The following is a 23,123-nucleotide window of genomic DNA, read 5'->3' on the forward strand; positions in this document are numbered from 1 at the left end:
GCACTGACTACCTGCCACACAAATTACCTGCAAACTGCAATGTTTGTACAGCTGTACGTCACGTGCTGGCATGACATCATTTGTCGTGCGAATTACCTTAGCAAAAACGAATGTGCGTATAGTTGTATGTGCAGTACGGAGTAACAGGAGAGGTATCACTATAAAATTTGACATTAACCGTTGATAATCGGAATATTAGTAGAGTAGAATTACTCAAAAAAGCATGCATAAATATGACGTAGTAGTAGTAGGTGGTGGTCATGCAGGGTGCGAAGCTGCTGCTGCGGCAGCTCGCCTTGGTACAAACACGCTGCTTATAACTCATAAAATTTCAACTATAGGAGAAATGTCCTGCAATCCAGCAATTGGAGGAGTTGCAAAGGGTGTTGTAGTCAGGGAAGTTGACGCTCTTGATGGAATAATGGGAAGAGCAATCGATCAAGCAAGCATACACTCAGTCATTTTAAATAGCAGCAGAGGTGCAGCAGTATGGGGCCCGCGTGCACAGGCAGACCGAAAATTATATAAGCAGGCAATACAGGAAATTATTCTAAATTATAACAAATTGACGGTAAAAGAAGAGTCAGTTGACAATTTTCTTATAGAAAGTAATAGCAATGGAGAATTGTGCATTAAAGCTGTAATAACAAGCTCAGGGGAACATATACTGACAAGCAAAGTCGTTCTAACTACAGGGACTTTCCTGCAAGGTGTGATTCATATAGGAGAGCAAACAACTCCTTCAGGGAGAATGGGAGATAAGTCTGCCGTAGAACTTGCAAATACGTTGAAGAAATATAATTTCAAATTAGGTAGACTGCGTACCGGAACTCCGCCAAGACTTGATCGTGGCACTATAAACTGGTCAATATTGCAAGAGCAAGTGGGTGATAATCCACCTGTGCCGTTTTCTTATCTCACAGAAAAAATTAACCAACCTCAGGTATCATGCTTTATTACCCATACTAATGAAGATACGCATAAAATAATTAGAGAGAATCTTCATAGGTCAGCTTCTTCATATTTAGATGACATTGTTGCACCAAGATACTGTCCATCAATTGAAGTTAAAGTTAAAAAATTTGCAGAAAAAAGCAGTCACCAAATATTTTTAGAACCAGAAGGGCTTGACGATAACACTATATATCCAAATGGAATTTCAAATTCATTGCCTATTGAAGTGCAGCGTGAAATGATAAATAGTATCAAGGGACTTGAAAATGCAGAAATATTAAGATCTGGATATGCGGTTGAATACGATTATATTGATCCACGAGAACTAAGCCATACTCTTGAAACTAAGAAAGTCAAAGGTCTATATTTTGCTGGCCAAATTAATGGCACTACTGGATATGAAGAAGCAGCAGGACAAGGAATTATCGCCGGAATTAATGCAGCACTCTCCTCATCTGGCAAAAAAGAAAGCTTTATTCTTCACCGCACAGATTCATATATCGGTGTAATGATAGACGATTTGGTCACCAAAGGGGTGATCGAGCCTTATAGATTATTTACCTCACGTGCAGAATATAGGCTAGCTATCAGGTCAGACAATGCAGATAGAAGATTAACACAAAAAGGTTATGATATTTCCCTTGTTTCGCATGAGAGATACTCTGTTTTACAGAATAAACTTGAATCCATTAAGCAGCTTGAAGAGAAGTTAGGGAGTCTGACGATTACTCCTGAGCAGCTTAGGTCTTATGGTATCAAAATATCTTATGATGGGATAAGAAAAACGGCACTAGATTTACTTAGCTACCCAAATATCGACTGGAATAAATTACAAGAAATATGGCCGGAGTTAAGCAGCGTCACGCGCTGGAATGGCAAAATGGGACACACCAAAGCGGATAATGCAACTAAGAATGAAATATGCGAAGCGGTTGAAATTGAAGCAAAATACAAACCTTATCTAATAAGGCAAGAAGCGGATATGAAGTTTTTACGAGAGGAAATTAACACTCAAATTCCAATCAACTTCAACTATTCACAAGTTAAAGGCTTGTCAAGTGAAGTAATAGAAAAGTTGCAGATGATAAAACCAGCAACAATTGGCATTGCAAAGCAAATACAAGGCATCACTCCAGCAGCAATAGTTAGCATATTAGTGTACCTTAGGAATAAGAAAACGAAAGTAGCTGCTATAGTATTTCCCAAAGTAAATGATAAAGGTATAATAAGGTATTTGGGTTATAATGGCGTATAGTGTGGATTTAAGAGAAAAGGCAATATCGATGATAGGAAAAGGGAAGAAGAAGGTTGAGGTGGCAGAGCTTCTGGAGATAGGAATAGCAACTTTGTACCGCTGGTTAAAAAAGAAAGCTGCTGGTGAAAGCCTCAAGCCATCTAAAAACGGCAGCTTTATTCGAAAAATAGACCCAAAAATACTCGAAGAATATGTTACAAAGAATCCAGATCATACTCTGGCAGAGATGAAACAAAATCTTGGATTTGGAATAAATTCAATTTGGTATAGACTAAAACAGCTAAAAATTACTTTAAAAAAAAGTCACACTATATCAAGAGCGCAATCAAGAAGATAGGCAGCAGTTTATTGATAAAATCTCAAAAATAGACCATTCCAGCATCTTATATATAGATGAAGCAGGAGTTGATAATAAATTATACCGAGAATATGGACGTGCTCCAAGAGGAAAGAAAATTTATGCAGATATTCCAGGGAGAACTCGAGAGAGAATCAGTATAGTAGCCGGGTGGATTGGAATGAGATTTATTGCACCAATGACTTTCAAAGGTGGGTGTGACAAAGAGGTATTCAATATATGGTTGGAGAAGATGTTATTACCTAAATTGCCACTTGGCACAACCATAGTTATGGATAATGCTACATTTCATAAGACCACTAAAACAAAATCATTAATAGAGTCTTTTGGCTGTCATGTGCTGTATCTTCCAACATATTCACCAGATTTGAATCCCATAGAACACTGTTGGCATACCATCAAAAGCCGCCTCAGACCTCTAATGTATAAATGTACAGACTTACAACTTTTGGTTGGTAATACCATAATGGAAATTTATCATTCATTTTAGAAAATACTATAGTTTTGCGTGAGGTATTCCAAGGTGCGCCAAGAAGTGCTTGGAGAACAGTTGGTGAAAATCCAACACAAACAAAGTCTAGCCAACAGTTTGGAACAGACCACTATGTTGCATGAGGTAACGAGTGTAATAGAGCTAGTGGGATGGACAATGCAGGGTACAACGAAAGTGAAGGGATTGAGTTCCGAAATACCTGAAGACATAGAGGTCGACATTTTCATGGCCATGGAAGACAGCATGAAGGATAACGTAAAGGCAAGTTATCACTCACTCTATCGGGATCTGAGACCGTGCCATGTATTGAAATGGACTTCAAGTGAACTTGGGAGATCCTATGCATTCCTACAAAGGTACGCTGGAACAAGTCAACAAAGGCAAGAACTAGCGGAAGATGCAGGGGAAGTCGGACTGATTGATAGTACTCAGAATGTGGGAAAGCCACGTACAAGGGGAAGCGATCAGCAATATAGTAACTGGAATAGGGATTGCTAGGCCAATACAACGGAGGTTGGAATAACATGCAAAATAAACTAAACCAGATAGCAGTAAGAGCAAAGCAAGATAAGCGACTAAAATTCACATCGTTAGTCCATCTGATAAATACAGAGAATCTTGCGAGATGTTATAAAGAACTGAAGCGTAACAAGGCTTGTGGAGTAGACCAGATAACAGTGGAATCATACGGAGAAAATCTGAATGAGAAACTCGAAGTGCTAGTAGAAAGTATGAAGAGGAAGCAATATCAACCACAACCAGTAAAGAGGGTATATATACCGAAAGCTGGAAGTAAAGAGAAACGCGGACTCGGAATACCATCGACCGAGGATAAATTAGTACAGATTATGCTGAAGAAGATATTAGAAAATATTTACGAGGCAAACTTTCTGGACAGCTCATATGGATTTCGACCTGGAAGAAACTGTCATCAAGCGGTAAATGCACTAGATAAAGCAGTTATGTACAAGCCAATAAACTACATTGTAGAAGTGGATATCAAGAAGTTCTACGATAATATACAGCATAAATGGCTAATGAGATGTCTAAGGGAACGAATAACTGACCCAAATTTGCTGTGGTTAGTAAAGCGGTTTCTCAAGGCAGGGATAGTCGAAGCTGGAAATTATGAAGCAACAAAACAAGGTACACCCCAAGGTGGTATAGTAAGTCCTGTATTAGCAAATATATACTTACATTATGTGTTGGATTTATGGATAGAAAAGAAATTTAAACCAAGATCCAGAGGATATATACAACTAATAAGGTTTTGCGACGATTTTGTGGTTTGTTGCGAAAGTAAGGTAGACGCGGAAGAATTTCTGGAATTACTGAAACAAAGGCTAAATAAATTTGGGTTGGAAGTATCTGAAAACAAGACCAGAGTAGTAAAGTTTGGCAAGAGGGAGTGGCAACAAGCGATAAGAGAGAAACGAAGGACGGAAAGTTTCAATTTTCTGGGGTTTACGCACTATGGTGCAAAAAGTCGTCGTGGTAGATTAATAATGGGACATAAAACCTCAAAGTTAAATCTAGCCAGAAAACTAAAAGAAATCAAGGAGTGGTTGAAAATAGTCCGCGGAAGTATTCGACTTAAAGATTGGTGGCAAGTACTGAAGGCTAAATTAACAGGACACTATAACTACTTTGGTATTAGCGGAAATTATTGGTGTTTGAAACAATTTTACACATCAGTAAGAAAGCTAGCATTTAAATGGATAAATCGGCGTAGTCAGAAAAAGAGTATGACCTGGGAACAGTTTGTACACTACGTAGAAGTAAATCCATTACCAAAGCCAAAAATACATTTTTCTTTATATGCATAAGAGGGACGACTGTGAAAACTAATATTGATGAGCCGTGTGCGGGAAATCTGCAAGCACGGTTCTTTAGGGGGAGTTGTAGTAATAAAACTCAAACGAGAGGAGTAAAGCTACAGCTTCTACCGAACAGTACATATCTTGAAAGCACTGAATTAAACAATAGCAACCACAAAGGGTATCCGTTCAGGATAGCGCAAGGTAGTATAACCATAGAGTAAAAGTGAGTTTACAACAAATGGTGTCATCCCAGTGCTTGACACTGGGATGGCTTTGTTGCATCGCTACTTATGAAAGGCTAACTATAGTTAGGATTATAAGCAACCTATTGAAAATCTTGTTTTTTTGCAATCAATCTGATCAAATTTAAGAATAGTAATTTATTATTTATATTAATAAATTTAATTCTATTGAAAATAGCTAAAGCATTGAAATTCTTGAATTTTAGCCGGATTAGTGAGTGGTAGTGAAATTTCTTTTACTCAAATTTAGGTATTCACTGACCGTTCTTGTTATAAATACCAGAATAATAAGCTACTGATATTCTCTATCTTTTTTATCTTTAATCCATCATAGCTAGCGATGCAACAAAGCCCACTGGGATCCAGCTTTTAATGCAACCCCTCACCAAAAATATTGTGTTTTAACATAAGGTTAGCTACTTTTATACTCACCAACTTAATCTCTAATCAAAATTCCTGGATCCAAGTAGTCAGGGCACTGGGATGACAGGAGAAGGTACTTGGATGACACCCTGACAACCGTCATCCCGCGAATGAATCGCGGTATGACGGTTCGTAGCGGGATCTAGAGATACTGCGGCGGTATGACGTAGAGAAATCTTATTTATTATAGCTATAACACTAAAGTTTACAGTTGAAACAAACCACCTGGCCACGTGGAACTGACTTCAGCTCATCAGTTGAAACTTGATTTGAGCAGAGTATGCATTTTATTGTGTTGCTTGGAGTAAGTGAGTTATCAACAGCAATTCTATCATCAAAAACAAAACACTCACCTTTCCAATTACCATTTTTATTATAAGTTTTTTCAAGGTAAGAAAGAATGCCGCCTTTCAGGTGGTACACATCGTTAAATCCAAGACTTTTCATATATGCTGTTGATTTTTCACATCTAATTCCACCAGTGCAGTACATAGCCACTTTCAGGTCTTTACTCTCAGAAAATGACTCTGTCCACTGAGGAAACTCACGGAAACATTGTGTGTGTGGATTAATTGCATTTTTAAACTTACCTAATTTCACTTCATACTCATTTCGTGTATCTATCACTAAAACGTCAGGTTGAGAAGTAAAATCATCCCAATGCTCTGGATCAACATATTTACCCTTAAGGGAAATATCAAGATTGCTTACACCAAGATTCACAATCTCTCTTTTTAACTTTACCTTCATCTTACTAAATGGTTGATATTCTGCTGCACTCTCTTTCCATGTAAGGTTCCTTAGCCTATAATCAGAACGTAGAAAATCAAATATTTTATCAATCGCGTTTCTTTCACCAGATACGGTTGCATTAATACCCTCTTCTGCAAGGAGTATAGTACCCTTTAATTCAACGTTGTCGCATGCAGTTTTTATTTCATCTTTCATGTCATAATAATTAGAAAGTTCTACAAAATGATAGAAAGTTGCAATGATGAAGCTCATGGTTACTAATCTATAAACTTAAAATATAATATATGAGATTATCAAGATATTCAATAGATCGGCTGTTAATTACTGGATATCTTCAGTTTTTACATATAACATTTTAATATTAAATATAGATTCAAATTAATGTTTTTAAGAGTATTTAAAAATATATTCTTATTTCTAGTAAGTATATTATTTGTCTGCCCAATATTATCATTAATATCAATTCTATTTACAGATACAGCGAATTCCGGATGGGTAATCAGCACACTTTTTCCTGAATATATACTGAGTACGTTAATTTTGATGATAGGAGTGGGGGGGATATCCTTCATATTTGGAGTAATTCCAGCTTGGCTCACCACATTTTTTTCATTCCCTGGAAGTAAAATTTTTGAGATTGCTTTATTCTTTCCGATATCGATTCCTGGATATATAGTAGCGTTCGTCTATGTAAATACGCTAGAGTTTTCAGGTCCGGTGCAAAGCTCATTAAGAGACATTTTAGATTGGAGCAAAGGTGACTATTGGTTTCCTGAAATAAAATCTCTAGGTGGTGGAATATTAGTGATGGGATTTAGCCTATATCCATACGTTTATATGTTAGTCCGCTCAAGTCTAAAGAATGTTAGTAACTCAGTCACTATTGCATCAACACTTGGTTTTTCCTCATTAAGGAGCTTACTTTTTGTCATTATACCCTCCATACGCCCATCAATTATAGCTGGGTTATCCTTGGTACTAATGGAAGTAATTACGGATTTCGGCACACCACAGTTTCTTGCTATTGATACTTTCACGACAGGAATATATCGCACCTGGTTTTTACTGCATGACAAATATTCAACTACTGTTTTAGCAGTTGCAGAATTGATTTTCGTTGCAACACTAATAGCTATCGAAAAAAAACTACAAAAAAAAGGAATATCCTACTCTTCAATCAATACCAATTCAGATTATCACAATAAACGGAGTATAAGTGGCGCTATACCGTTGATCTTTGCTTATCTTATGTGTGTATTGCCGATATTAATAGGTTTTATTTTGCCAATGATTCCGCTCATATATTGGAGCATAGAGAAGGGGTTTTTCATATACGAAGCAAGATTTTATAACATAATAGCAAATAGCGTTAGTTTATCATTTATCACCGCATTAATCTCAATTAGCATTGCAATAATGATTGGATATACGGCGCGTAAAAATAAGGTAATCAACAATATAGCGCGTCTCATTTCCCTGGGCTATGCGATTCCAAATGCAATTATCGCAATTAGTATAATAATATTTTTAAGCAGAATATCCTCTTTCATTACTCAATATATTGTGGAAATTAGCTTAGTAGGAACTATTGGCGCATTAGTTTACTCATATTTATTTCGTTTTTTTGCTATATCTTTCAAGGCGGTAGAGTCAGGGCTCAAAAAAACACCAAATGAAATTGAGTGGACTGCATATACCATGGGTCATGGGCCTATTTCCACATGTTTGAATGTTCATATCCCTCTCATCAAGAAGAGTATATTATCGGGATTTTTGCTCGTATTTATGGATACTATCAAAGAGCTCACAGCAACACTCATTATAAGACCATTTAATTTTGAAACTATATCAACTAGAATATATGAACTTGTAAGCGATGAGCGCTATAGAGAAGCTGCCCCATTTTCGTTAATAATAGTTATAATAGGCTTAATCTCTACAATAACCTTATTTACACTTGATGATAAGGATAAAAAATAAACTATTTTGATAGTTAATGGGGTCTAGTGTTGACGTATGGACTATCCAAAGAAAAGGGTGGTATCATAACCTCAAAAATTTTTATGCTTTCTTCATTCAGAAATTCATACTTACCCTGCATTATTCCTGACGGTGCATTTAAGTATGTTCCACTTGTGTATCTGAATACCTCTCCAGATTTTATCACAGGTTGTTCTCCGATAACACCAACTCCGGCAATTTCATTTATTTTTCCCTTATAATCTATTATTTGCCAATGACGACTTAACAATTGAATAGTTGATTGGCTTTTGTTTTTTATCTTAACGTTATACATCCATACATAGCAATTTTCATAAGGAATGGATTGCTCTTCAATGTAAATTGGTAAAACTGTAACTTCAACAAAGTTGGTAGTTAGCGTGTATTCTAGAATCATTATAGAATATTCATGATAAAAAGATGGCATTTTAATTATATACTTTTTTCATAGATTTTTCAAGTATACTTTAATTAGGAAATATCAATTTATAGTATGAATGAACCAGATGCGCTTAGCAAAAAAGTAATAGGAATAATAGGTGGTGGACAATTAGGTAAAATGGCTGCTATCGCTGCAACAAAACTTGGACAAAAAACACATGTTTTTGCCAGTGCTAAGGATGATCCGGCTTGCTCTGTTGCTGATGATTTCACAATAGCAGATTTCTCTGATAAGAAAGCGCTTGAATCTTTTGCACAGAGTGTGGATTTGGTCACTATTGAGTCTGAAAATATTCCATGTAGCGCAATTGATATCGTATCACAGCACGCAGATTTTTATCCAGGTAAAAAAGCATTACACATTTCGCAAAACAGACTGAGAGAAAAGGATTTTAATAAAAACTTGGGTGTAAAAACTGCTAACTATAAGAGTATACAAAATTATAATGAGCTACTGAAAAGCAGTAGAGCTTTTGGCTATCCAACAAGGCTGAAAACAACAGAAATGGGTTACGATGGAAAAGGGCAATATGTGCTTGAGAATGATTCTGAAGTGAAGCAATTTGCTTCCTTTGATTGGAATACAGAGTACATGCTTGAAGCAAGTGTTGATTTACTGAAAGAGGTTTCAATAGTCATTGCAAGAGATAAAAACGGTAAAGTAGCTTTTTTTCCTATAGCAGAAAATTACCACGTTGATGGAATACTTGATACTTCAACAGTGCCAGCTAAAATAGATAGCAAATTAACTCAAGAGGTACAACGAGCTGCAAAGAAAATAGCAAATGCGCTCGATGTAATAGGAATTCTGACTATTGAATTTTTTGTTACTAAAGATAACGAGTTGTTAGTTAATGAACTAGCTCCAAGACCTCACAATTCTTGCCACTGGAGCTTGGATGCATGTAACGTTAGTCAATTTGAACAGCTGGTTAGGATAATATGCGGGCTACCTATGCAGGAAGTAGTATTACGCTTTCCTTGTATGACGAAAAATATAATAGGTAACGATATATATGATTCTCATAAGTATTTGAGCAACGAAAAAGCTAGTTTAACCATATATGGGAAAAAAGAGGTTAGAGATAAGCGTAAAATGGGACATGTCAATATAGATTTAAGTTAATAGTTTTTCTACGTCATAACGCCACAACTGTACGAACATTGTGATATGATGAGATGTTACATAGTAAACGATGTCATTCTAGCGCGTGACACACAACTTGTACGAACATTGTTATTTAAGCACACCAGGAAGGATGTCTCCCAGCACCTCTTTTCCCGTCATCCCGCTACGTGTTAGCAGGATCTCATTTCACTTTATGATGGCAGTGTCTCCTTCTCCCGTCATCTCAGTGCCCAGACACTGGAATCCAGGAATTTTATTAAGTTGGTAAGTATAAAAGTATAGCTAACGCGAGCTCTACGTCGTACCGCGATTCATTCGCGGTATCTCAGCCGCTAATAAGTAGCGGAATGACAGCAATCCTACGTCATACCGCCGCGGTATCTCTAGATCCCGCTAACACGTAGCGGGATGACAGTTGTCGTTTAGCCATAAACATTAAGAAATTTACCAAATAAAAAAAAAGACAAAAGAAGCCCCGGCTAATATCTATTTTAGAACATTGGCGTTTTTTAAGTCTTAAACACTGCAATTTAGCTGCTTTTAAATGCAACTCACCTTAGTTTGAATGTTTAAGAAATTTACTAAGCAGAAAAAAAGGCAAAAGATATCCCGTATTAGCTAGTTGTCACTCTCTAATCCTGCAAATTGGCGTGCTATACTGTCTTAAACGCTTTATAAGCGCGTTTCAGCTTATATAGGTAAAAACCCAGAAATGTTGCGAAGACGTAGGGTGCGCATAGTGCAAAAAATTAAAAATAAGACGCCAATTACGTAATACTGTTGTCGTTTAATCTGCACAGATTGAAGATAATTGAATACCTTCAGCACCATGATAAGGGGGCTGGCGGAGTTTGTCAAGGAAGTTTTTTCGTTTCTAACGGTTGTTGCCAAAAACTATACAAGAAGTCTTTTAAGATCAATCACTTATCTTCAAGGCTTGAATAAAAGCATTCTGTGGAATATTTACGTTCCCTATAGAATGTAACCTTTTTTTACCCTTCTTTTGCTTTTCAAGTAGTTTCATTCTTCGCGTTACATCTCCACCATAGAGTTTAGCTGTTACATCTTTTCTGTATGGGTTAATCGTTTCTCTGGCAATAATTTTTCCGCCCACTGCCGCTTGAATCGCAATTTTATATTGCTGACGTGATATTAGATCCTTCAAGCGTGCACATATTTCACGCCCCCTTTTTTCTGCCCTACTTTTGTGAACAATACAGGCTAATGCATCTACGGGCTCTCCATTAATTAAAAAGCTTAATTTATCTATTTGACTTTCCCGATAACTAGAGATTTCCCAATCCAAACTTGCGTACCCTTTGGAAATTGATTTTAATCGATCATAAAAGTCAAAAACAACCTCAGACAGTGGTAATTTATATCTTAATAATGCTGTTGTTGTGTTACCAATGTAAGATAAATCTTCCTGTTCTCCCCTCCTTTCTTCACATAGAGATAGAATCTCTCCCAAGTATTGGTCGGGGACCATTATTGTTGCAGTAATCCATGGTTCTTCCACAGTTTCAATTTTCGTTGGATCTGGCATATCACTTGGGTTATGAATATTCAAAACTTCACCACTTCGTGTCGTAACCCTATATATAACACTCGGTGCAGTTGCTGTTAGGTCTAAATCAAATTCTCTCTCGAGCCTTTCTTGAATAACTTCAAGATGCAACATTCCCAAAAAACCACAACGAAATCCATAGCCTAGCGCATTTGAAGTTTCAGCTTCGAAGGTAAAACTTGCATCATTTAAATGTAACTTTTCTAGAGCTTCCCTTAAATATTTAAAATCATCCGTTTTGTGAGGGAAAATGCTACAAAATACCACAGGATGCACTTCTTTAAATCCAGGAAGTGCTTCACTACAAGGTCTCTTTTCCTCAGTGATAGTGTCCCCTACCTTGCAGTCTGCTACTTCCTTCATTGAAGCAGTTATAAAACCAACTTCACCCGCTGAAAGCTCACTCGTCATAACTTTTTTAGGGGTGAAAATACCAATATTGTCTACTTGATATGTAGCATTATTAGACATCATAACAATTCTCATGCCTTTTTTTAGCACTCCATTTTTAACTCGCACTAAAATTACTACTCCTAAGTAAGTGTCATACCAACTATCAACTAAAATTGCTTGCAGTGGAGCATTTACATCACCTTGAGGAGCTGGAAGTTTTGCCACTATTGCTTCCAGTACATCTTTTATCCCAAGTCCAGTTTTTGCCGATATTAAAACTGACTCACTTGCGTCAATACCAATTATTTCCTCAACCTGGAGTTTTACCCCTTCTGGATCTGCAGCAGGAAGATCAACTTTATTGAGCACAACTATTATTTCATGGTTGTTGTCAATAGCTTTATATACATTTGCAAGGGTTTGTGCTTCAACGCCCTGGCTACTATCTACTACTAAAAGTGAACCTTCACATGCAGCTAAGCTTCGACTTACCTCGTAAGAAAAGTCAACGTGACCTGGGGTGTCCATGAGATTTAGGCAATATTGATTACCGTCATTTGCCGTATAATTGAGTTTTACCGTCTGTGCTTTAATTGTAATGCCACGTTCACGCTCTATATCCATTGAATCGAGTATTTGATTGATCATTTCTCTTGCCTCAAGGCCGTTACATTTCTCTATTAAACGGTCAGCAAGCGTTGACTTACCGTGGTCTATATGCGCTATTATTGCAAAATTTCTTATGTTGTTCATTTATGGCCTACTATACTTAATTAGTAAAACTATTTTACATTTTAAGTGTTATCAGGGCAATTATTTATGTATATAGGAACTTCTTTCTTCTATAAGAAAATAGCGCATTAGGTTTTTTACGTACGACTATTGATGCGTTCCGCACCCTGACTAACTAATGATTGGTCAAATTTGCTACTCACTTTACTCAAATTTTCATTCCTTTGCTGGCTATTCTGTTTGCATGTTTTTACTGCATCAGCAAGGCTTAGATAACGATCACCAACTTTAATCTTTACATCTTTATTTTTTTCCAAATCTCCATCAGCTGGTCTATCACCCACTATTTTAATACTGCCATCGCCATTAGCACTTAATGTAATGCTACATTTTTTTCACCTACATACCAATCAAACTTTATTCCATATTGAGCTGTGGTACCTAAATCATAGTACCTTACTCTTTTATCATCTATGTGGCCTTTTATAACTTCTCTCTGACTACCATTTAATATTGAGAAACCAGCAATGTTGTTTTCTGTGCAGAATTTACTATTTAAAAACTCACTTATTTTAATACTCGCGTTTTCATTATTATTATCTTGCAGTTTAATTATTGCACACAGGTCACCATCCTCATACCTTCCAATTGATACTCCATCAATAGTACCGTTTTCTATGCACTTACTAAATTTGGTTTTAGCTTCTTCTTCTAATTTACTGTATTCGTTTTCATTAGCATCGTCAGGATGTTCGTTTACATCATTACCTTGATTCGTTGCACTTTGTGGCAATTGCTGCTGTTGCATTTTTTCTAGGCTCTGTGGACAAAATTTTAGAGAAGCCATACAAGAGCCCCGACAAAATTTAGAAAACCCATAAAAACCTCAGCCGTTTTATCGAATCTGGAAAAAATACGCCTAAAGTTCTTAATTTTACCGAAAAACACTCAATTAAATGACGCTCTTTATAAATGTGTTTATCGTAACCCCTCTGCACTTTTCGATTACGCTTCGGAGGAATAACTGCTGTACATCCCTTGCTTTCAAGACTCGTAACAAAAGCATTGCTGTCATAGCCTTTATCAGCCACTACAGTGGTATTATAGACACTTTCAGTTAATGTTGCTGCTTGTGTAATCTCATTTCTTTGACCAGGGGTCAGAGTAAATTTAAGTGGATTTCCAAGTGCATCGACAAGCGCATGTATTTTAGTTGTAAAGCCACCTTTGCTCCTCCCTAAAGCTTCTTGATCCTTGGAGTTTTTTGTATATCCAGATGAACATGGATGGGCTCGGATGATCGTACCGTCGATTATAGCAACTTCTAAATCAGGCTCTTGTTTAGTATATTCAAGCAATTTTTCCCAGACATCTCTTCCACACCATCTTTTAAATCGCTTATGTATACTCCTGTAATTACCATAAGTTTTTGGTAAAAGTCTCCATTGGCAACCACTTCGGACTATGTACCACACTGCCTCTATGAATATTCTTAAACGTTTTTCATCTTTGCTATGCATTCCTTTTACGCTTTTTATGAACTCTAAAATTTGTTTCCAATTTTCCTCTTTGATGTAATATTGCATATGGTAGTTTCTCCATTTTTTACCTATTAAGCTAAACTACCATCTTTTTCTCTCTTTTCATATTTTTTGTCCACAGAGCCTAGATCTCTTGCTACTTTTGCAACTGGTTGACCTGCCTTTCTTTGTTCATTTGCCAGCTTAACAGCTTCCAATTTGAATTCTGCCGTATATTCTCTTGCCATTTCTAATCCTCCAAAATTTTATTTTACCCGAAAAAACTCCTTTCTTTCTCTCCACTTTTTCTGGGTAAGGTCAGCTGATGAGATACCGCGAATGAATCGCGGTATGACGGTTCGCGGCAGTATGACGATAAGCTCGTCATCCCGCTACGTGTTAGCGGGATCTATGCTAAGAGATACCGCGGCGGTATGACGGTTAAGTAGGGTGTCATCCCAGTGCCTTGACTACTTCGATCCAGAAAAATTGATTGTGCACTATACAACATTTTCGATAAAATTACCGAAAAGCTGGATTCCAGTAGTCACGCTACTTGAATGACACCCTACTGATGGGCCCAAATCACAATGTTCGTACAGCTGTGGGCTTGACACCATAGGATGATAGAAGCGAGCTTCGTTAGCTATAAGATTAGCTAACATTTTGCACATCCATAAAAAACAAACCTTCTTTTTCGTCTTGAACGCTAATAATAGCGTGAGTGTTAAGAGGTAAAGGGTCATTTGTATGCCCATGGCCTACCCCTTTCATTGTAAATACAGGAAAGTTAACACTTTTTGCAAACCTTTCTTTTACAACTTCAACAAGATTATCATTATAACAGTTAACGAAATCCCCAAAGATTACTGCATGTACTCCATCAAAGATGTGAGCTTGTTTTAGGTGATCTAAACTGCGCTCTATTGCGTATGGGTAAACTCTTATGTCCTCTAAAAATAGAATTTTACCTTTCGCATTTATTTGCCAAGCAGTTCCTATACTGTTTTCAACTAAAGTTGTATTACCACCGATGATTTTAGACTCTAATCTGCCATCTTTTAGTCTAATGCCATTATTTATCATCTTTATATTATCAAATCTAATAGAATTCTGCTGACTTAGGATTAGTCCTTTTAATTTTTCAACAGAGCTTTCAGAAACGGAGTTATTTACTATCATTTCCAACATGGTACCATGAAGAGTTTGCCAATCATATTTGACTTGTAGATAGATGTGCAAGGCAGTTATATCGCTATAGCCTATGAGGATTTTTTTGTTTTGAGCAATCCTTTCTTTTTTATCATTAGGTAACTTTTCTAGATAGGGAATTAACCGAGAAGCCCCTTCTCCTCCTCTGATACACCAAATTATTTTGCTATCATTAGTTAGTGCATTAATCAAATCATTTGCTCTGAATTCATCAGAGTCGGAATAAAATGGATTATCATTACTATATACTTTCTCCGAAATATGGGGATTAAAATCCAAAGCTTCTACATACCCTTTTATGGTAGTCAGATCTGATTCTTTTCCTTTCGAAGAAGGAGCAATAATATCAACTTTATCAATTGCATAAATACTTGTATTAGCACATAAAGTGAAAATAAAATATAAAAGGTAAATGATCATTAAAATATCTTATAAAACTCTTTTTTTAGTATATCATCCAATTCAGAGAGCGGAACCTTCACTCCTAGTTCTTCCATTGATGTGACGCCATAATCTTGCAGTCCACAAGGAATAATACCCTTATAATGAGAGAGGTCTGGAAAAACGTTAAGCGCTATGCCATGATAAGTTACCCATTTTCTTAAACGGATACCAAAAGCTGCAATTTTTTTTTCTACTCCGTTATGGTTCACCCAAATGCCTATTCTATCTTCTCTAAACTCTCCAAGTATATTAAATTGCTTTAAAACATTTATGATCCACTTACTTAGATCTCTAATATATAGCTTTATGTCGCATTTATTTCTTTTTTTAAGGTTTAACATTAAATATATGATGCGCTGTCCTGGACCATGATATGTGTGTTTACCACCCCTTCCTGTTTTATATATAGGAAATAGTTTTTCAACAATATCATCATCTGTTGCACTGATTCCTGCAGTATAAAGTGGAGGGTGCTGGAGTAGCCATACTAATTCGTCTGCTGAATTATTGTAAATTTGTTGAATTTTTTCTTCCATAGATTTTACGGCACAGTTATAATCAATAAGCTGATTAGATATTAGCCATTCTGTCATATTCTATTTCTTTTTTTTTAGTATAGCAGTTCGTTTTTTCCTGTTATTCCAGTGTGTGACACTGAGCGCAGCCTTTCTTATTCCTAATATACTTAATACTAACTTCTGTGCTATTTCTCCTTAACAAACATAGTACATGACAAATGTTTAATTGTTTGTCAACACAGGTCCTCTTTACGTATAGGCAACTTTTTTTATTGAAAAATTCAGAAAAATGTTGTATAATTATTAGTAGATTTTAGGTAAAATATATGGCAAACTCAAAATTTAGCATAACTTTCAACAACGAAATTTCAGAGTGTCTTGCTGGACTAGCTAAAATAAGAAATAAGTCCATTAAAGAACTAACAGAGAAGCTAATACAAGAAGCAATTGAAAATGAGGAAGATAAAATACTAATTGAGCGTGCTGCTAAACGTAATGTTTCAGGTGTAAAGAAAATTAGAAGTGAGGATGTAGACTGGAATACAATATTATCTTCATAGAAAGCGTTCTTGAGAAAGACCTTCCAGCTCTTCCAAAAACAATAAGATTAAGGATCATAAATGCGATAAATAAGCGCCTTACAATTGATCCCATTAACCTTGGTGAGCCATTATATTACAGATTTAAAGGACAAAGAAGATTAAGGGTAGGTGATTATCGCGTTATCTATTCCGTAAATATTATAAAATATGAAGTGGTTATCACAGAGATTGTAAGTTAAAAACATGTTATAAAAGAAACAAGAGGGAAGATAACCCTACTCACTATAGGAATAGGGCTATCACGGGCGTGTGCGACCGAACAAAGATTGGTATTACAACCGTTCCTATCAAGGTACACTAGCCCATCTCTCGATACGTTTGAATAGTTGTATGGGACATATATATGCACCCGTTTACAATCTTAAATTAATAAAACTATCGAGGTTATCATGGTTACATCTTATCAAAATTTTATTGGCATTGACATCGGAAAATTCAAGAATGTTGTTGCGGTTCACAAACAGAAAAATGCTGTCGAATTTGACAATAATACTTCTGGTTGGCAACAATTGTTTCAAAAATTCTCAGATATCTTACCTAATTCTTTAGTGACTTTAGAAAACACAGGAAAATATGAGCTTGGTTTGTCGCATTTTCTTATTGACAAGAATATCACCGTACATCGAGCTAATACCCGCAAAGTAAAAAGTTTTATTTTATCTCACGGAACTTTAGCAAAATCCGATAAATCAGATGCAAGGGCTCTTGCTCAATATGGATTTGAACGCCATAGAACTCTCTCTCTATTTGTACCTACTTCTGAAAAACAATCAACCTTGGTTGCACTTTGTCAACGTCGTGATGGCATCACGCAAATGAGAACTCAGGAAAAATGTAGACTGGAAGCACCTGAAAACGACCATATAAGGGAAAGTTGTCAAAAAACTATTGAATTCTTTAATAGCCAAATAGATGAACTCAGTAATACTATACAAAAAATCATTGATGAAAGCCATGAGTTACAAGAACATCAAAAAATCCTTAAAACAGTTCCTGGAATAGGTAAAAAGTTATCACAAGATTTTCTGTGTTTAATACCAGAGCTTGGTTACTTAAACAGAAGAGAAGTAGCAAGTCTTGCCGGAGTTGCACCTCATCCTAGGGAAAGTGGTAAAGCTGTTGGTTATCGAAGGATTATAGGTGGTAGAAGTAATGTCCGTAAAAAGCTTTTTATAGCTGCCATGTCTGCTGCAAGGTCCAAATCTGTACTTGGTGCCTTTTATTCCAAGCTTGTTGAAAGTGGTAAGAAGAAAATGGTAGCTATAACAGCTCTAATGCGAAAAATTATAGTAATTGCTAATGCAAAACTTAAAGAAGCAATTAATTTGCATACTTAAAAATCCTCACAACGGTAACTGAAATTGGCTAATGAATATGTGCGTCCACACAGACTTAAAGCACATATTCATTAGCTAAGCAGAAATTGTTGTGGCAGTGTTTGATATAAAATTTTATTTCTATGACACACGGGTTTTTATTGCCTACATGATTGAACAAAGTTACAGAATTACACAAATAAAAAATTTTAAAAAAAACATAGTTGATAGGAATAGAATTAATAGATCACATTATTATTACATTCAGTAGCTATTTTAGTTTCAAGGAAAATAGGTTATTGTGAAAGCTTTTATAGCTACAGTAACTTAGGTTTACCGACAATCGTCATCCCGCTACTTGTTAGCGGCTAAGAGATACCGCGGCGGTATAGTAACTCGTCATTCCGCTACGTGTTAGCGGCTGAGATACCGCGGCGGTATGACGTGTTGCTTGGGCCAGCTATACATATTAACTTAAAGGGAATTTATATCTCAAAACCGCAAAAAAAGTGTGTGTATTTGTGAAAAAAAATCTCCATGAAATTTGTGAAGCAATGTGGTGGGACTAGTGCGATTCGAACGCACGACCTTCGGATTAGGAGTCCAACGCTCTATCCTGCTGAGCTATAGTCCCGTGTTTTCTACCATTTATGTAAAGTTATAGCAAAAAATCCTTCTCTTTTCTAGATTTCTTGCATAACCAATTTATGACGACAAAAAAACATTTCTGTACTTCTTGAGTATAATGCTATTATATTTAATAACATGGTTTAAGTAAGATTAATGCTAGTTAACAACATTGGTTATTTTTATAACAATCAAGACGACTTTGCTTTAAGCAACATAAACATTAAAGTAAAAAAAGGAAGTGTTGCATGTTTATTGGGGCATTCTGGCTGTGGCAAGTCAACAATTTTGAAGTTAATTGCGGGGATAGAAAATCCAAAATTTGGAACCATTTTTATAAATGATAGGTTAGTTGCAAGCAATAAGGCATCAGTTGCTATAGAGCATAGAAATATCGGATTGATTTTTCAGCATTCTGCATTATTTCCTCATAAAACAGTAGTAGAAAATATAACCTTTGCTATCCGCAGCTCTTCCAAGAGAGAAGAGCACCTAATTGCATTGGAAATTTTGAAGTTACTCAATATAGAAAAATACGAAAATATGTACCCTAACGCCTTATCTGGAGGACAGCAACAATTAGTTGCAATAGCAAGAGTGATGGCACAAAACCCTGATGTTGTGTTGTTAGATGAACCATTTTCTAATTTAGATATACTGCTCAAGTGCCGAATAAGACAACATATATTGTCCCTTTTTAGAAGTAAAAATATCCCTGTGCTAATGGTAACTCATGACCCGCAAGAAGCATTGAAAGTTGCAGATTTTATCTACGTAATGAAAAATGGTAAAATTATTCAATCAGGAGTTTCTAGCGATATATACCATAGGCCTAAAGATGATACGCTAGCAAAGTTTTTTAGTGAGCTCTCTTCTACTCTACAGTTAAGCGAAAAGTTTCCACTTATTCGCTGCAAGAAAATAATCTAGTCTGGAATTGTTATAAGATATAGCTCACACAGATAAAGTTTACTCTTTTGTCATCCTATGGCTTGACCATAGAAAAAAATCTAGATTCCAGCGTCACGCGCTAACTTAAATTGTTCAATACAACCATAAAATTTGTTTCGGTAAACCTAATTTGGGTTAGCTATAGAATTAAATATTAAAAAACCTTGATTTATAATTAAATAAAGGTGATATAATCTATGTGTTACTTGACTCCAGTCAAGTTTTAATATTTAAAGGTCAATATTTTAAATGGAGGTGAAAATGAGTTTAGGACCATGGCAATTGTTTCTAGTCTTAATAATAATTTTAGTTCTGTTTGGTGCAGGCAAATTACCGCAAGTTATGGGTGATTTAGGAAAAGGCATCAAAAACCTTAAACAGGAGCTTAAGGACTCAGAAAAATTATCGCCTAACGAACCAGATCGTTAGCGTCCTCATACTTCGTGACATGCACCTTAGTGCATGTCATCTGTTTAAAAACTTAGTCAGGTTAAAGAATGAAAGAGATGAAGTGTTGGTATGAAATAAATAACAAATATTGAAATACAGCAACAACTATGTTAGCCTAGGAGAAATATTTTATTAAAGGATAATTGTGCAAAAAAGTGAGAAACTAACTAAAGATAAAAAACTAGCTTCTGATATTCTAAAAGAGGTTGCAGATACCAATAACAATGATAGCGATAAAGTAACTTTGTTTGACATTAAAACAGCTTTGCATGAGCGCGGTTTTGGTATTTTAATAATCATCTTCTCCTTGCCGCTATCGGTGCCTATACCGGTTCCACCTGGTTATACAACTATTCTTTCTATACCTTTAATCTTATTCTCACTGCAACTTCTATTTGGGTTTGACTCTCCTTGGATGCCACATTGGTTGGAAAGAAGGTCTTTTCAGCGTTCAACACTAGCTCTTGTGGTAGAGAAAACTTCCCCTGTATTAGAAAAAATAGAAAAATTCATGAAGCCAAGACTGTCTTTCATTTTCTATGGGCCTGGTGAGAAGATTCTGGCTTTTATGATGTTGCTTTGTGCAATAATAATAGCTCTTCCATTACCTTTTACTCACTTCCTTCCTGCAATTGGCACAACTCTTATTTCACTTAGCATTATGAGTAAAGACGGGTTTCTATCCATATTGGGAGTTTTAGTGTCATTGTGTGCGTTGTTGCTTACTCTTGTTGTAATAGTCAAAGGACCACAACTTATAACCGGAGCACTTTTTCTTCTTAAAAGCTTTACAACACTTTAACAAAAGAACGAATTACTAGCGCAAAATGAATAATGCATATTGAAATATGGCAATAATTATGTTAGTTAGAAAGAATAGTTGTATTAAAGAGTAACTTGTGCAAAAAAGTAAGAAATTGACCGAAAATAAAAAATTAGCTTCTGATATTCTAAAAGAGGTTGCAGATACCAATAACAATGATAGCGATAAAGTAACTTTGTTTGACATTAAAACAGCTTTGCATGAGCGCGGTTTTGGTATTTTAATAATCATCTTCTCCTTGCCGCTATCGGTGCCTATACCGGTTCCACCTGGTTATACAACTATTCTTTCTATACCTTTAATCTTATTCTCACTGCAGCTTCTATTTGGATTTGATTCTCCTTGGATGCCGCATTGGTTGGAAAGAAGGTCTTTTCAGCGTTCAACACTAGCTCTTGTGGTGGAAAAAACTTCTCCAGCATTAAGAAAAATAGAAAAGTTCATGAAACCAAGAATGTCTTTTATTTTCTATGGGCCCGGTGAAAAGATTTTAGCTTTTATAATGTTGCTTTGTGCATTATCAATAGCTCTTCCATTACCTCTTACCAACTTTATTCCTGCAATTGGTACGACTCTTATTTCACTTGGCATTATGAGTAAAGATGGGTTTCTATCCATATTGGGAGTTTTAATATCATTGTGTGGGTTATTGCTTACTCTTGTTGTAGTAGTCAAAGGGCCACAACTTATCATTGGGGCATTTTCTTTTCTCAAAAGCTTCGTATATGGTTAGGCTTTACAATACCTTAACAAAAAAAAAGGAACTTTTTACACCAATCGATAAAGATCATGTGAAAATGTATGTTTGCGGACCAACAGTATATGACACAGCACATATAGGCAATGCACGGTCTGTTGTTGTGTATGATGTGTTATTTCAGCTACTTAAGTTTTGTTATGGTAAAGTTACCTACGTGCGTAACATAACCGACATTGATGATAAGATAATTAATGCAGCAAGTGAAAAAAATAGCAACATAGAAAGTATAACCACATATTACATTAAAGCTTTTCATGATGATATGGAAAGCATAAATTGTAAAGAGCCAACACACGAGCCAAAAGCAACGGAAAACGTAGATTATATTATAGAATTAATTGAACATTTGCTGCGATCTGGTCATGCTTATGAATCCAATAAACATGTATATTTTAGTGTAGAATCTTACCATGAATATGGTGCTTTATCAGGAAAAAAAACTGATGAATTGGTTCCAGGTAGCAGAGTTGAAGTTAATGAAAATAAAAAGCACCCTGGAGATTTTGTACTGTGGAAACCTGCAAGTGATATTGACTACAAACTTTCAAGTTATTGGAATAGCCCATGGGGAGAAGGAAGACCAGGATGGCATATAGAGTGTTCAGCGATGTCATATGCTTACCTTGGCAAGGATTTTGACATTCATGGTGGCGGCATAGATTTACAATTTCCTCACCATGAAAATGAAATTGCACAGAGTAAGTCTGCATTTGCTGGATCAATGTTTGCAAAATACTGGATGCATAACGGTTTTCTTACAGTAAATGAAGAAAAAATGAGCAAGTCCTTATTTAATATAGTCAAAGTAAGGGATTTGCTAGATAGTGGAATAAAGGGTGAAGTAATACGCTATGCACTGCTCAAAACTCACTACAGAAAACCACTTGATTGGACAGAAAACGTTATTTCTGATGCACAGGAAACCTTAAATAAATTTAATCGGTTATCACGTGGTTTAGATACAATAAATATTGATGAAAGTAATGCAGAGATTTCTAAAGATTTTATAGACGCTTTAAAAAACGACTTAAACATTCCTGAAGCTCTAGCTATATTACATGAAATGGCTGCAAAAATCAACAAAATGAGTAATGAAAGTGAAAAGCTTAAATTAACTGAGAGTTTTGTTAAGAGTGCCAGATTTATTGGTCTTCTTGAGTCAAGTTATCAAGAGTGGTTTGCTGTGGATGTAAATCATCAAGAAATAGAAAGGTTGATAGACTTAAGAAAAATTGCAAAAAAAAATAAAAATTACGATACTGCAGACAAAATAAGGGATCAGTTGAAACAAATGGGGATTACAATTTCTGACAATGAAGATGGTACAACAACTTGGTAA

26 protein-coding genes, 1 tRNA gene and 1 pseudogene are annotated in these 23,123 nt (G+C 35.9%); 18 read left to right on the forward strand and 10 right to left on the reverse strand.

What is annotated here, in order from left to right:
• Nucleotides 1–223 precede the first annotated feature (223 nt).
• From mnmG to ACQH1X_RS00975, 7 genes are all read left to right on the forward strand, one after another.
• Nucleotides 224–2,209, forward strand: coding sequence for a tRNA uridine-5-carboxymethylaminomethyl(34) synthesis enzyme MnmG (gene mnmG, locus ACQH1X_RS00945; protein ID WP_425386297.1), 1,986 nt, complete (start codon nucleotides 224–226; stop codon nucleotides 2,207–2,209).
• Nucleotides 2,199–2,546, forward strand: coding sequence for an IS630 transposase-related protein (locus tag ACQH1X_RS00950; RefSeq protein ID WP_425385784.1), 348 nt, complete (start codon nucleotides 2,199–2,201; stop codon nucleotides 2,544–2,546). Before mnmG ends, ACQH1X_RS00950 begins: the two co-directional genes overlap by 11 nt.
• Before the next feature lie 28 nt (nucleotides 2,547–2,574).
• The gene (locus tag ACQH1X_RS00955; RefSeq protein ID WP_252154099.1) at nucleotides 2,575–3,057 is read left to right on the forward strand and encodes an IS630 family transposase; all 483 of its coding nucleotides are present in this window, start codon (nucleotides 2,575–2,577) and stop codon (nucleotides 3,055–3,057) included.
• Nucleotides 3,058–3,171: 114 nt separating this feature from the next.
• Nucleotides 3,172–3,558 carry a hypothetical protein gene (locus tag ACQH1X_RS00960; RefSeq protein ID WP_246433168.1) on the forward strand — a complete coding sequence of 129 codons (387 nt, stop codon included), beginning with the start codon at nucleotides 3,172–3,174 and terminating at the stop codon, nucleotides 3,556–3,558.
• 26 nt (nucleotides 3,559–3,584) lie between these two features.
• Nucleotides 3,585–4,886, forward strand: coding sequence for a group II intron reverse transcriptase/maturase (gene ltrA, locus ACQH1X_RS00965; RefSeq protein WP_425385808.1), 1,302 nt, complete (start codon nucleotides 3,585–3,587; stop codon nucleotides 4,884–4,886).
• Nucleotides 4,887–4,897: 11 nt separating this feature from the next.
• Nucleotides 4,898–5,101: a hypothetical protein gene (locus ACQH1X_RS00970; RefSeq protein WP_425386298.1), complete on the forward strand. Its 204-nt coding sequence runs from the start codon at nucleotides 4,898–4,900 to the stop codon at nucleotides 5,099–5,101.
• A 2-nt stretch (nucleotides 5,102–5,103) separates the two neighbouring features.
• Complete coding sequence (locus tag ACQH1X_RS00975; protein ID WP_155975170.1) at nucleotides 5,104–5,250, forward strand: hypothetical protein; 147 nt, start codon at nucleotides 5,104–5,106, stop codon at nucleotides 5,248–5,250.
• Between the two features lie 493 nt (nucleotides 5,251–5,743).
• Here the strand turns inward: ACQH1X_RS00975 and ACQH1X_RS00980 are convergent, their stop codons facing one another.
• Complete coding sequence (locus tag ACQH1X_RS00980) at nucleotides 5,744–6,550, reverse strand: rhodanese-related sulfurtransferase (protein WP_425386299.1); 807 nt, start codon at nucleotides 6,548–6,550, stop codon at nucleotides 5,744–5,746.
• Between the two features lie 129 nt (nucleotides 6,551–6,679).
• On the opposite strand from ACQH1X_RS00980, the gene ACQH1X_RS00985 reads away from it, so the two are divergent.
• Nucleotides 6,680–8,278, forward strand: coding sequence for an ABC transporter permease (locus tag ACQH1X_RS00985; protein ID WP_425386300.1), 1,599 nt, complete (start codon nucleotides 6,680–6,682; stop codon nucleotides 8,276–8,278).
• A 13-nt stretch (nucleotides 8,279–8,291) separates the two neighbouring features.
• Here ACQH1X_RS00985 and apaG read toward each other — a convergent pair whose 3' ends face one another.
• Entirely contained in the window at nucleotides 8,292–8,693 is a 402-nt protein-coding gene (gene apaG, locus ACQH1X_RS00990; RefSeq protein ID WP_425386632.1) for a Co2+/Mg2+ efflux protein ApaG, read from the reverse strand.
• 99 nt (nucleotides 8,694–8,792) lie between these two features.
• Between apaG and ACQH1X_RS00995 the strand changes: the two genes are divergently transcribed.
• On the forward strand, nucleotides 8,793–9,866 hold the full coding sequence (locus ACQH1X_RS00995) for a 5-(carboxyamino)imidazole ribonucleotide synthase (protein WP_425386301.1): 1,074 nt from the start codon (nucleotides 8,793–8,795) through the stop codon (nucleotides 9,864–9,866).
• A gap of 919 nt (nucleotides 9,867–10,785) precedes the next feature.
• Here the strand turns inward: ACQH1X_RS00995 and lepA are convergent.
• The 7 genes and pseudogenes from lepA to lipB all read right to left on the reverse strand — a co-directional run bounded on the left by lepA (nucleotide 10,786) and on the right by lipB (nucleotide 16,330).
• Nucleotides 10,786–12,582, reverse strand: coding sequence for a translation elongation factor 4 (gene lepA / locus ACQH1X_RS01000; protein ID WP_425386302.1), 1,797 nt, complete (start codon nucleotides 12,580–12,582; stop codon nucleotides 10,786–10,788).
• A 116-nt stretch (nucleotides 12,583–12,698) separates the two neighbouring features.
• Nucleotides 12,699–12,905: a hypothetical protein gene (locus ACQH1X_RS01005; protein WP_182320213.1), complete on the reverse strand. Its 207-nt coding sequence runs from the start codon at nucleotides 12,903–12,905 to the stop codon at nucleotides 12,699–12,701.
• A gap of 29 nt (nucleotides 12,906–12,934) precedes the next feature.
• Nucleotides 12,935–13,408 (reverse strand): hypothetical protein, encoded by a 474-nt coding sequence (locus ACQH1X_RS01010; protein WP_425386303.1) that lies wholly within the window; start codon nucleotides 13,406–13,408, stop codon nucleotides 12,935–12,937.
• Nucleotides 13,396–14,147: pseudogene (locus tag ACQH1X_RS01015) on the reverse strand (IS5 family transposase). The gene ACQH1X_RS01010 and the pseudogene ACQH1X_RS01015 overlap by 13 nt, the downstream one beginning before the upstream one ends.
• 26 nt (nucleotides 14,148–14,173) lie before the next feature.
• Nucleotides 14,174–14,329 carry a hypothetical protein gene (locus tag ACQH1X_RS01020; protein ID WP_425386699.1) on the reverse strand — a complete coding sequence of 52 codons (156 nt, stop codon included), beginning with the start codon at nucleotides 14,327–14,329 and terminating at the stop codon, nucleotides 14,174–14,176.
• Nucleotides 14,330–14,735: 406 nt separating this feature from the next.
• Complete coding sequence (locus ACQH1X_RS01025; RefSeq protein WP_425386304.1) at nucleotides 14,736–15,713, reverse strand: LD-carboxypeptidase; 978 nt, start codon at nucleotides 15,711–15,713, stop codon at nucleotides 14,736–14,738.
• Nucleotides 15,713–16,330 (reverse strand): lipoyl(octanoyl) transferase LipB, encoded by a 618-nt coding sequence (lipB, locus tag ACQH1X_RS01030; RefSeq protein ID WP_425386305.1) that lies wholly within the window; start codon nucleotides 16,328–16,330, stop codon nucleotides 15,713–15,715. Before lipB ends, ACQH1X_RS01025 begins: the two co-directional genes overlap by 1 nt.
• Before the next feature lie 251 nt (nucleotides 16,331–16,581).
• Here lipB and ACQH1X_RS01035 point away from each other — a divergent pair, with 251 nt between their 5' ends.
• From ACQH1X_RS01035 to ACQH1X_RS01050, 4 genes are all read left to right on the forward strand, one after another.
• Nucleotides 16,582–16,815, forward strand: coding sequence for a DUF6290 family protein (locus ACQH1X_RS01035; protein ID WP_010081986.1), 234 nt, complete (start codon nucleotides 16,582–16,584; stop codon nucleotides 16,813–16,815).
• 65 nt (nucleotides 16,816–16,880) lie between these two features.
• Nucleotides 16,881–17,036 (forward strand): type II toxin-antitoxin system RelE family toxin, encoded by a 156-nt coding sequence (locus tag ACQH1X_RS01040; RefSeq protein ID WP_425386633.1) that lies wholly within the window; start codon nucleotides 16,881–16,883, stop codon nucleotides 17,034–17,036.
• A 210-nt stretch (nucleotides 17,037–17,246) separates the two neighbouring features.
• Nucleotides 17,247–18,194 carry an IS110 family transposase gene (locus ACQH1X_RS01045; protein WP_425385766.1) on the forward strand — a complete coding sequence of 316 codons (948 nt, stop codon included), beginning with the start codon at nucleotides 17,247–17,249 and terminating at the stop codon, nucleotides 18,192–18,194.
• A gap of 203 nt (nucleotides 18,195–18,397) precedes the next feature.
• A complete protein-coding gene (locus ACQH1X_RS01050) occupies nucleotides 18,398–18,478 on the forward strand; it encodes a JAB domain-containing protein (RefSeq protein WP_425386634.1) in 81 nt (26 codons plus the stop codon).
• Between the two features lie 252 nt (nucleotides 18,479–18,730).
• Here the strand turns inward: ACQH1X_RS01050 and ACQH1X_RS01055 are convergent.
• Nucleotides 18,731–18,807 (reverse strand) — tRNA-Arg (locus tag ACQH1X_RS01055).
• A gap of 149 nt (nucleotides 18,808–18,956) precedes the next feature.
• Between ACQH1X_RS01055 and ACQH1X_RS01060 the strand changes: the two genes are divergently transcribed.
• The 5 genes from ACQH1X_RS01060 (at nucleotide 18,957) to cysS (ending at nucleotide 23,123) form a co-directional block, all read left to right on the forward strand.
• The gene (locus ACQH1X_RS01060) at nucleotides 18,957–19,730 is read left to right on the forward strand and encodes an ABC transporter ATP-binding protein (RefSeq protein ID WP_425386306.1); all 774 of its coding nucleotides are present in this window, start codon (nucleotides 18,957–18,959) and stop codon (nucleotides 19,728–19,730) included.
• 282 nt (nucleotides 19,731–20,012) lie between these two features.
• Complete coding sequence (gene tatA, locus ACQH1X_RS01065; protein ID WP_265025453.1) at nucleotides 20,013–20,180, forward strand: twin-arginine translocase TatA; 168 nt, start codon at nucleotides 20,013–20,015, stop codon at nucleotides 20,178–20,180.
• A gap of 166 nt (nucleotides 20,181–20,346) precedes the next feature.
• The gene (locus ACQH1X_RS01070; protein WP_425386307.1) at nucleotides 20,347–21,003 is read left to right on the forward strand and encodes an exopolysaccharide biosynthesis protein; all 657 of its coding nucleotides are present in this window, start codon (nucleotides 20,347–20,349) and stop codon (nucleotides 21,001–21,003) included.
• A 97-nt stretch (nucleotides 21,004–21,100) separates the two neighbouring features.
• The gene (locus tag ACQH1X_RS01075; RefSeq protein ID WP_265034348.1) at nucleotides 21,101–21,757 is read left to right on the forward strand and encodes an exopolysaccharide biosynthesis protein; all 657 of its coding nucleotides are present in this window, start codon (nucleotides 21,101–21,103) and stop codon (nucleotides 21,755–21,757) included.
• Nucleotides 21,750–23,123, forward strand: a complete 1,374-nt coding sequence (gene cysS / locus ACQH1X_RS01080; RefSeq protein WP_265034349.1) for a cysteine--tRNA ligase — start codon at nucleotides 21,750–21,752, stop codon at nucleotides 23,121–23,123. Before ACQH1X_RS01075 ends, cysS begins: the two co-directional genes overlap by 8 nt.

This window comes from Wolbachia endosymbiont (group A) of Barypeithes pellucidus (assembly GCF_964030885.1).
Taxonomy (GTDB): Bacteria; Pseudomonadota; Alphaproteobacteria; order Rickettsiales; family Anaplasmataceae; genus Wolbachia.

What these genes read in the sequence shown, in the direction of transcription:
- ACQH1X_RS00980 (WP_425386299.1), bottom strand. Translation starts at nt 6,550, where the DNA reads ATGAGCTTCATCATTGCAACTTTCTATCATTTTGTAGAACTTTCTAAT.
- ACQH1X_RS01060 (WP_425386306.1), top strand. Translation starts at nt 18,957, where the DNA reads ATGCTAGTTAACAACATTGGTTATTTTTATAACAATCAAGACGACTTT.
- mnmG (WP_425386297.1), top strand. Translation starts at nt 224, where the DNA reads ATGCATAAATATGACGTAGTAGTAGTAGGTGGTGGTCATGCAGGGTGC.
- tatA (WP_265025453.1), top strand. Translation starts at nt 20,013, where the DNA reads ATGAGTTTAGGACCATGGCAATTGTTTCTAGTCTTAATAATAATTTTA.
- cysS (WP_265034349.1), top strand. Translation starts at nt 21,750, where the DNA reads ATGGTTAGGCTTTACAATACCTTAACAAAAAAAAAGGAACTTTTTACA.
- ACQH1X_RS01045 (WP_425385766.1), top strand. Translation starts at nt 17,247, where the DNA reads ATGGTTACATCTTATCAAAATTTTATTGGCATTGACATCGGAAAATTC.
- ltrA (WP_425385808.1), top strand. Translation starts at nt 3,585, where the DNA reads ATGCAAAATAAACTAAACCAGATAGCAGTAAGAGCAAAGCAAGATAAG.
- ACQH1X_RS01010 (WP_425386303.1), bottom strand. Translation starts at nt 13,408, where the DNA reads ATGGCTTCTCTAAAATTTTGTCCACAGAGCCTAGAAAAAATGCAACAG.
- lipB (WP_425386305.1), bottom strand. Translation starts at nt 16,330, where the DNA reads ATGACAGAATGGCTAATATCTAATCAGCTTATTGATTATAACTGTGCC.
- ACQH1X_RS00985 (WP_425386300.1), top strand. Translation starts at nt 6,680, where the DNA reads ATGTTTTTAAGAGTATTTAAAAATATATTCTTATTTCTAGTAAGTATA.
- ACQH1X_RS01020 (WP_425386699.1), bottom strand. Translation starts at nt 14,329, where the DNA reads ATGGCAAGAGAATATACGGCAGAATTCAAATTGGAAGCTGTTAAGCTG.
- ACQH1X_RS00960 (WP_246433168.1), top strand. Translation starts at nt 3,172, where the DNA reads ATGTTGCATGAGGTAACGAGTGTAATAGAGCTAGTGGGATGGACAATG.
- ACQH1X_RS00950 (WP_425385784.1), top strand. Translation starts at nt 2,199, where the DNA reads ATGGCGTATAGTGTGGATTTAAGAGAAAAGGCAATATCGATGATAGGA.
- lepA (WP_425386302.1), bottom strand. Translation starts at nt 12,582, where the DNA reads ATGAACAACATAAGAAATTTTGCAATAATAGCGCATATAGACCACGGT.
- ACQH1X_RS01025 (WP_425386304.1), bottom strand. Translation starts at nt 15,713, where the DNA reads ATGATCATTTACCTTTTATATTTTATTTTCACTTTATGTGCTAATACA.
- ACQH1X_RS01035 (WP_010081986.1), top strand. Translation starts at nt 16,582, where the DNA reads ATGGCAAACTCAAAATTTAGCATAACTTTCAACAACGAAATTTCAGAG.
- ACQH1X_RS00995 (WP_425386301.1), top strand. Translation starts at nt 8,793, where the DNA reads ATGAATGAACCAGATGCGCTTAGCAAAAAAGTAATAGGAATAATAGGT.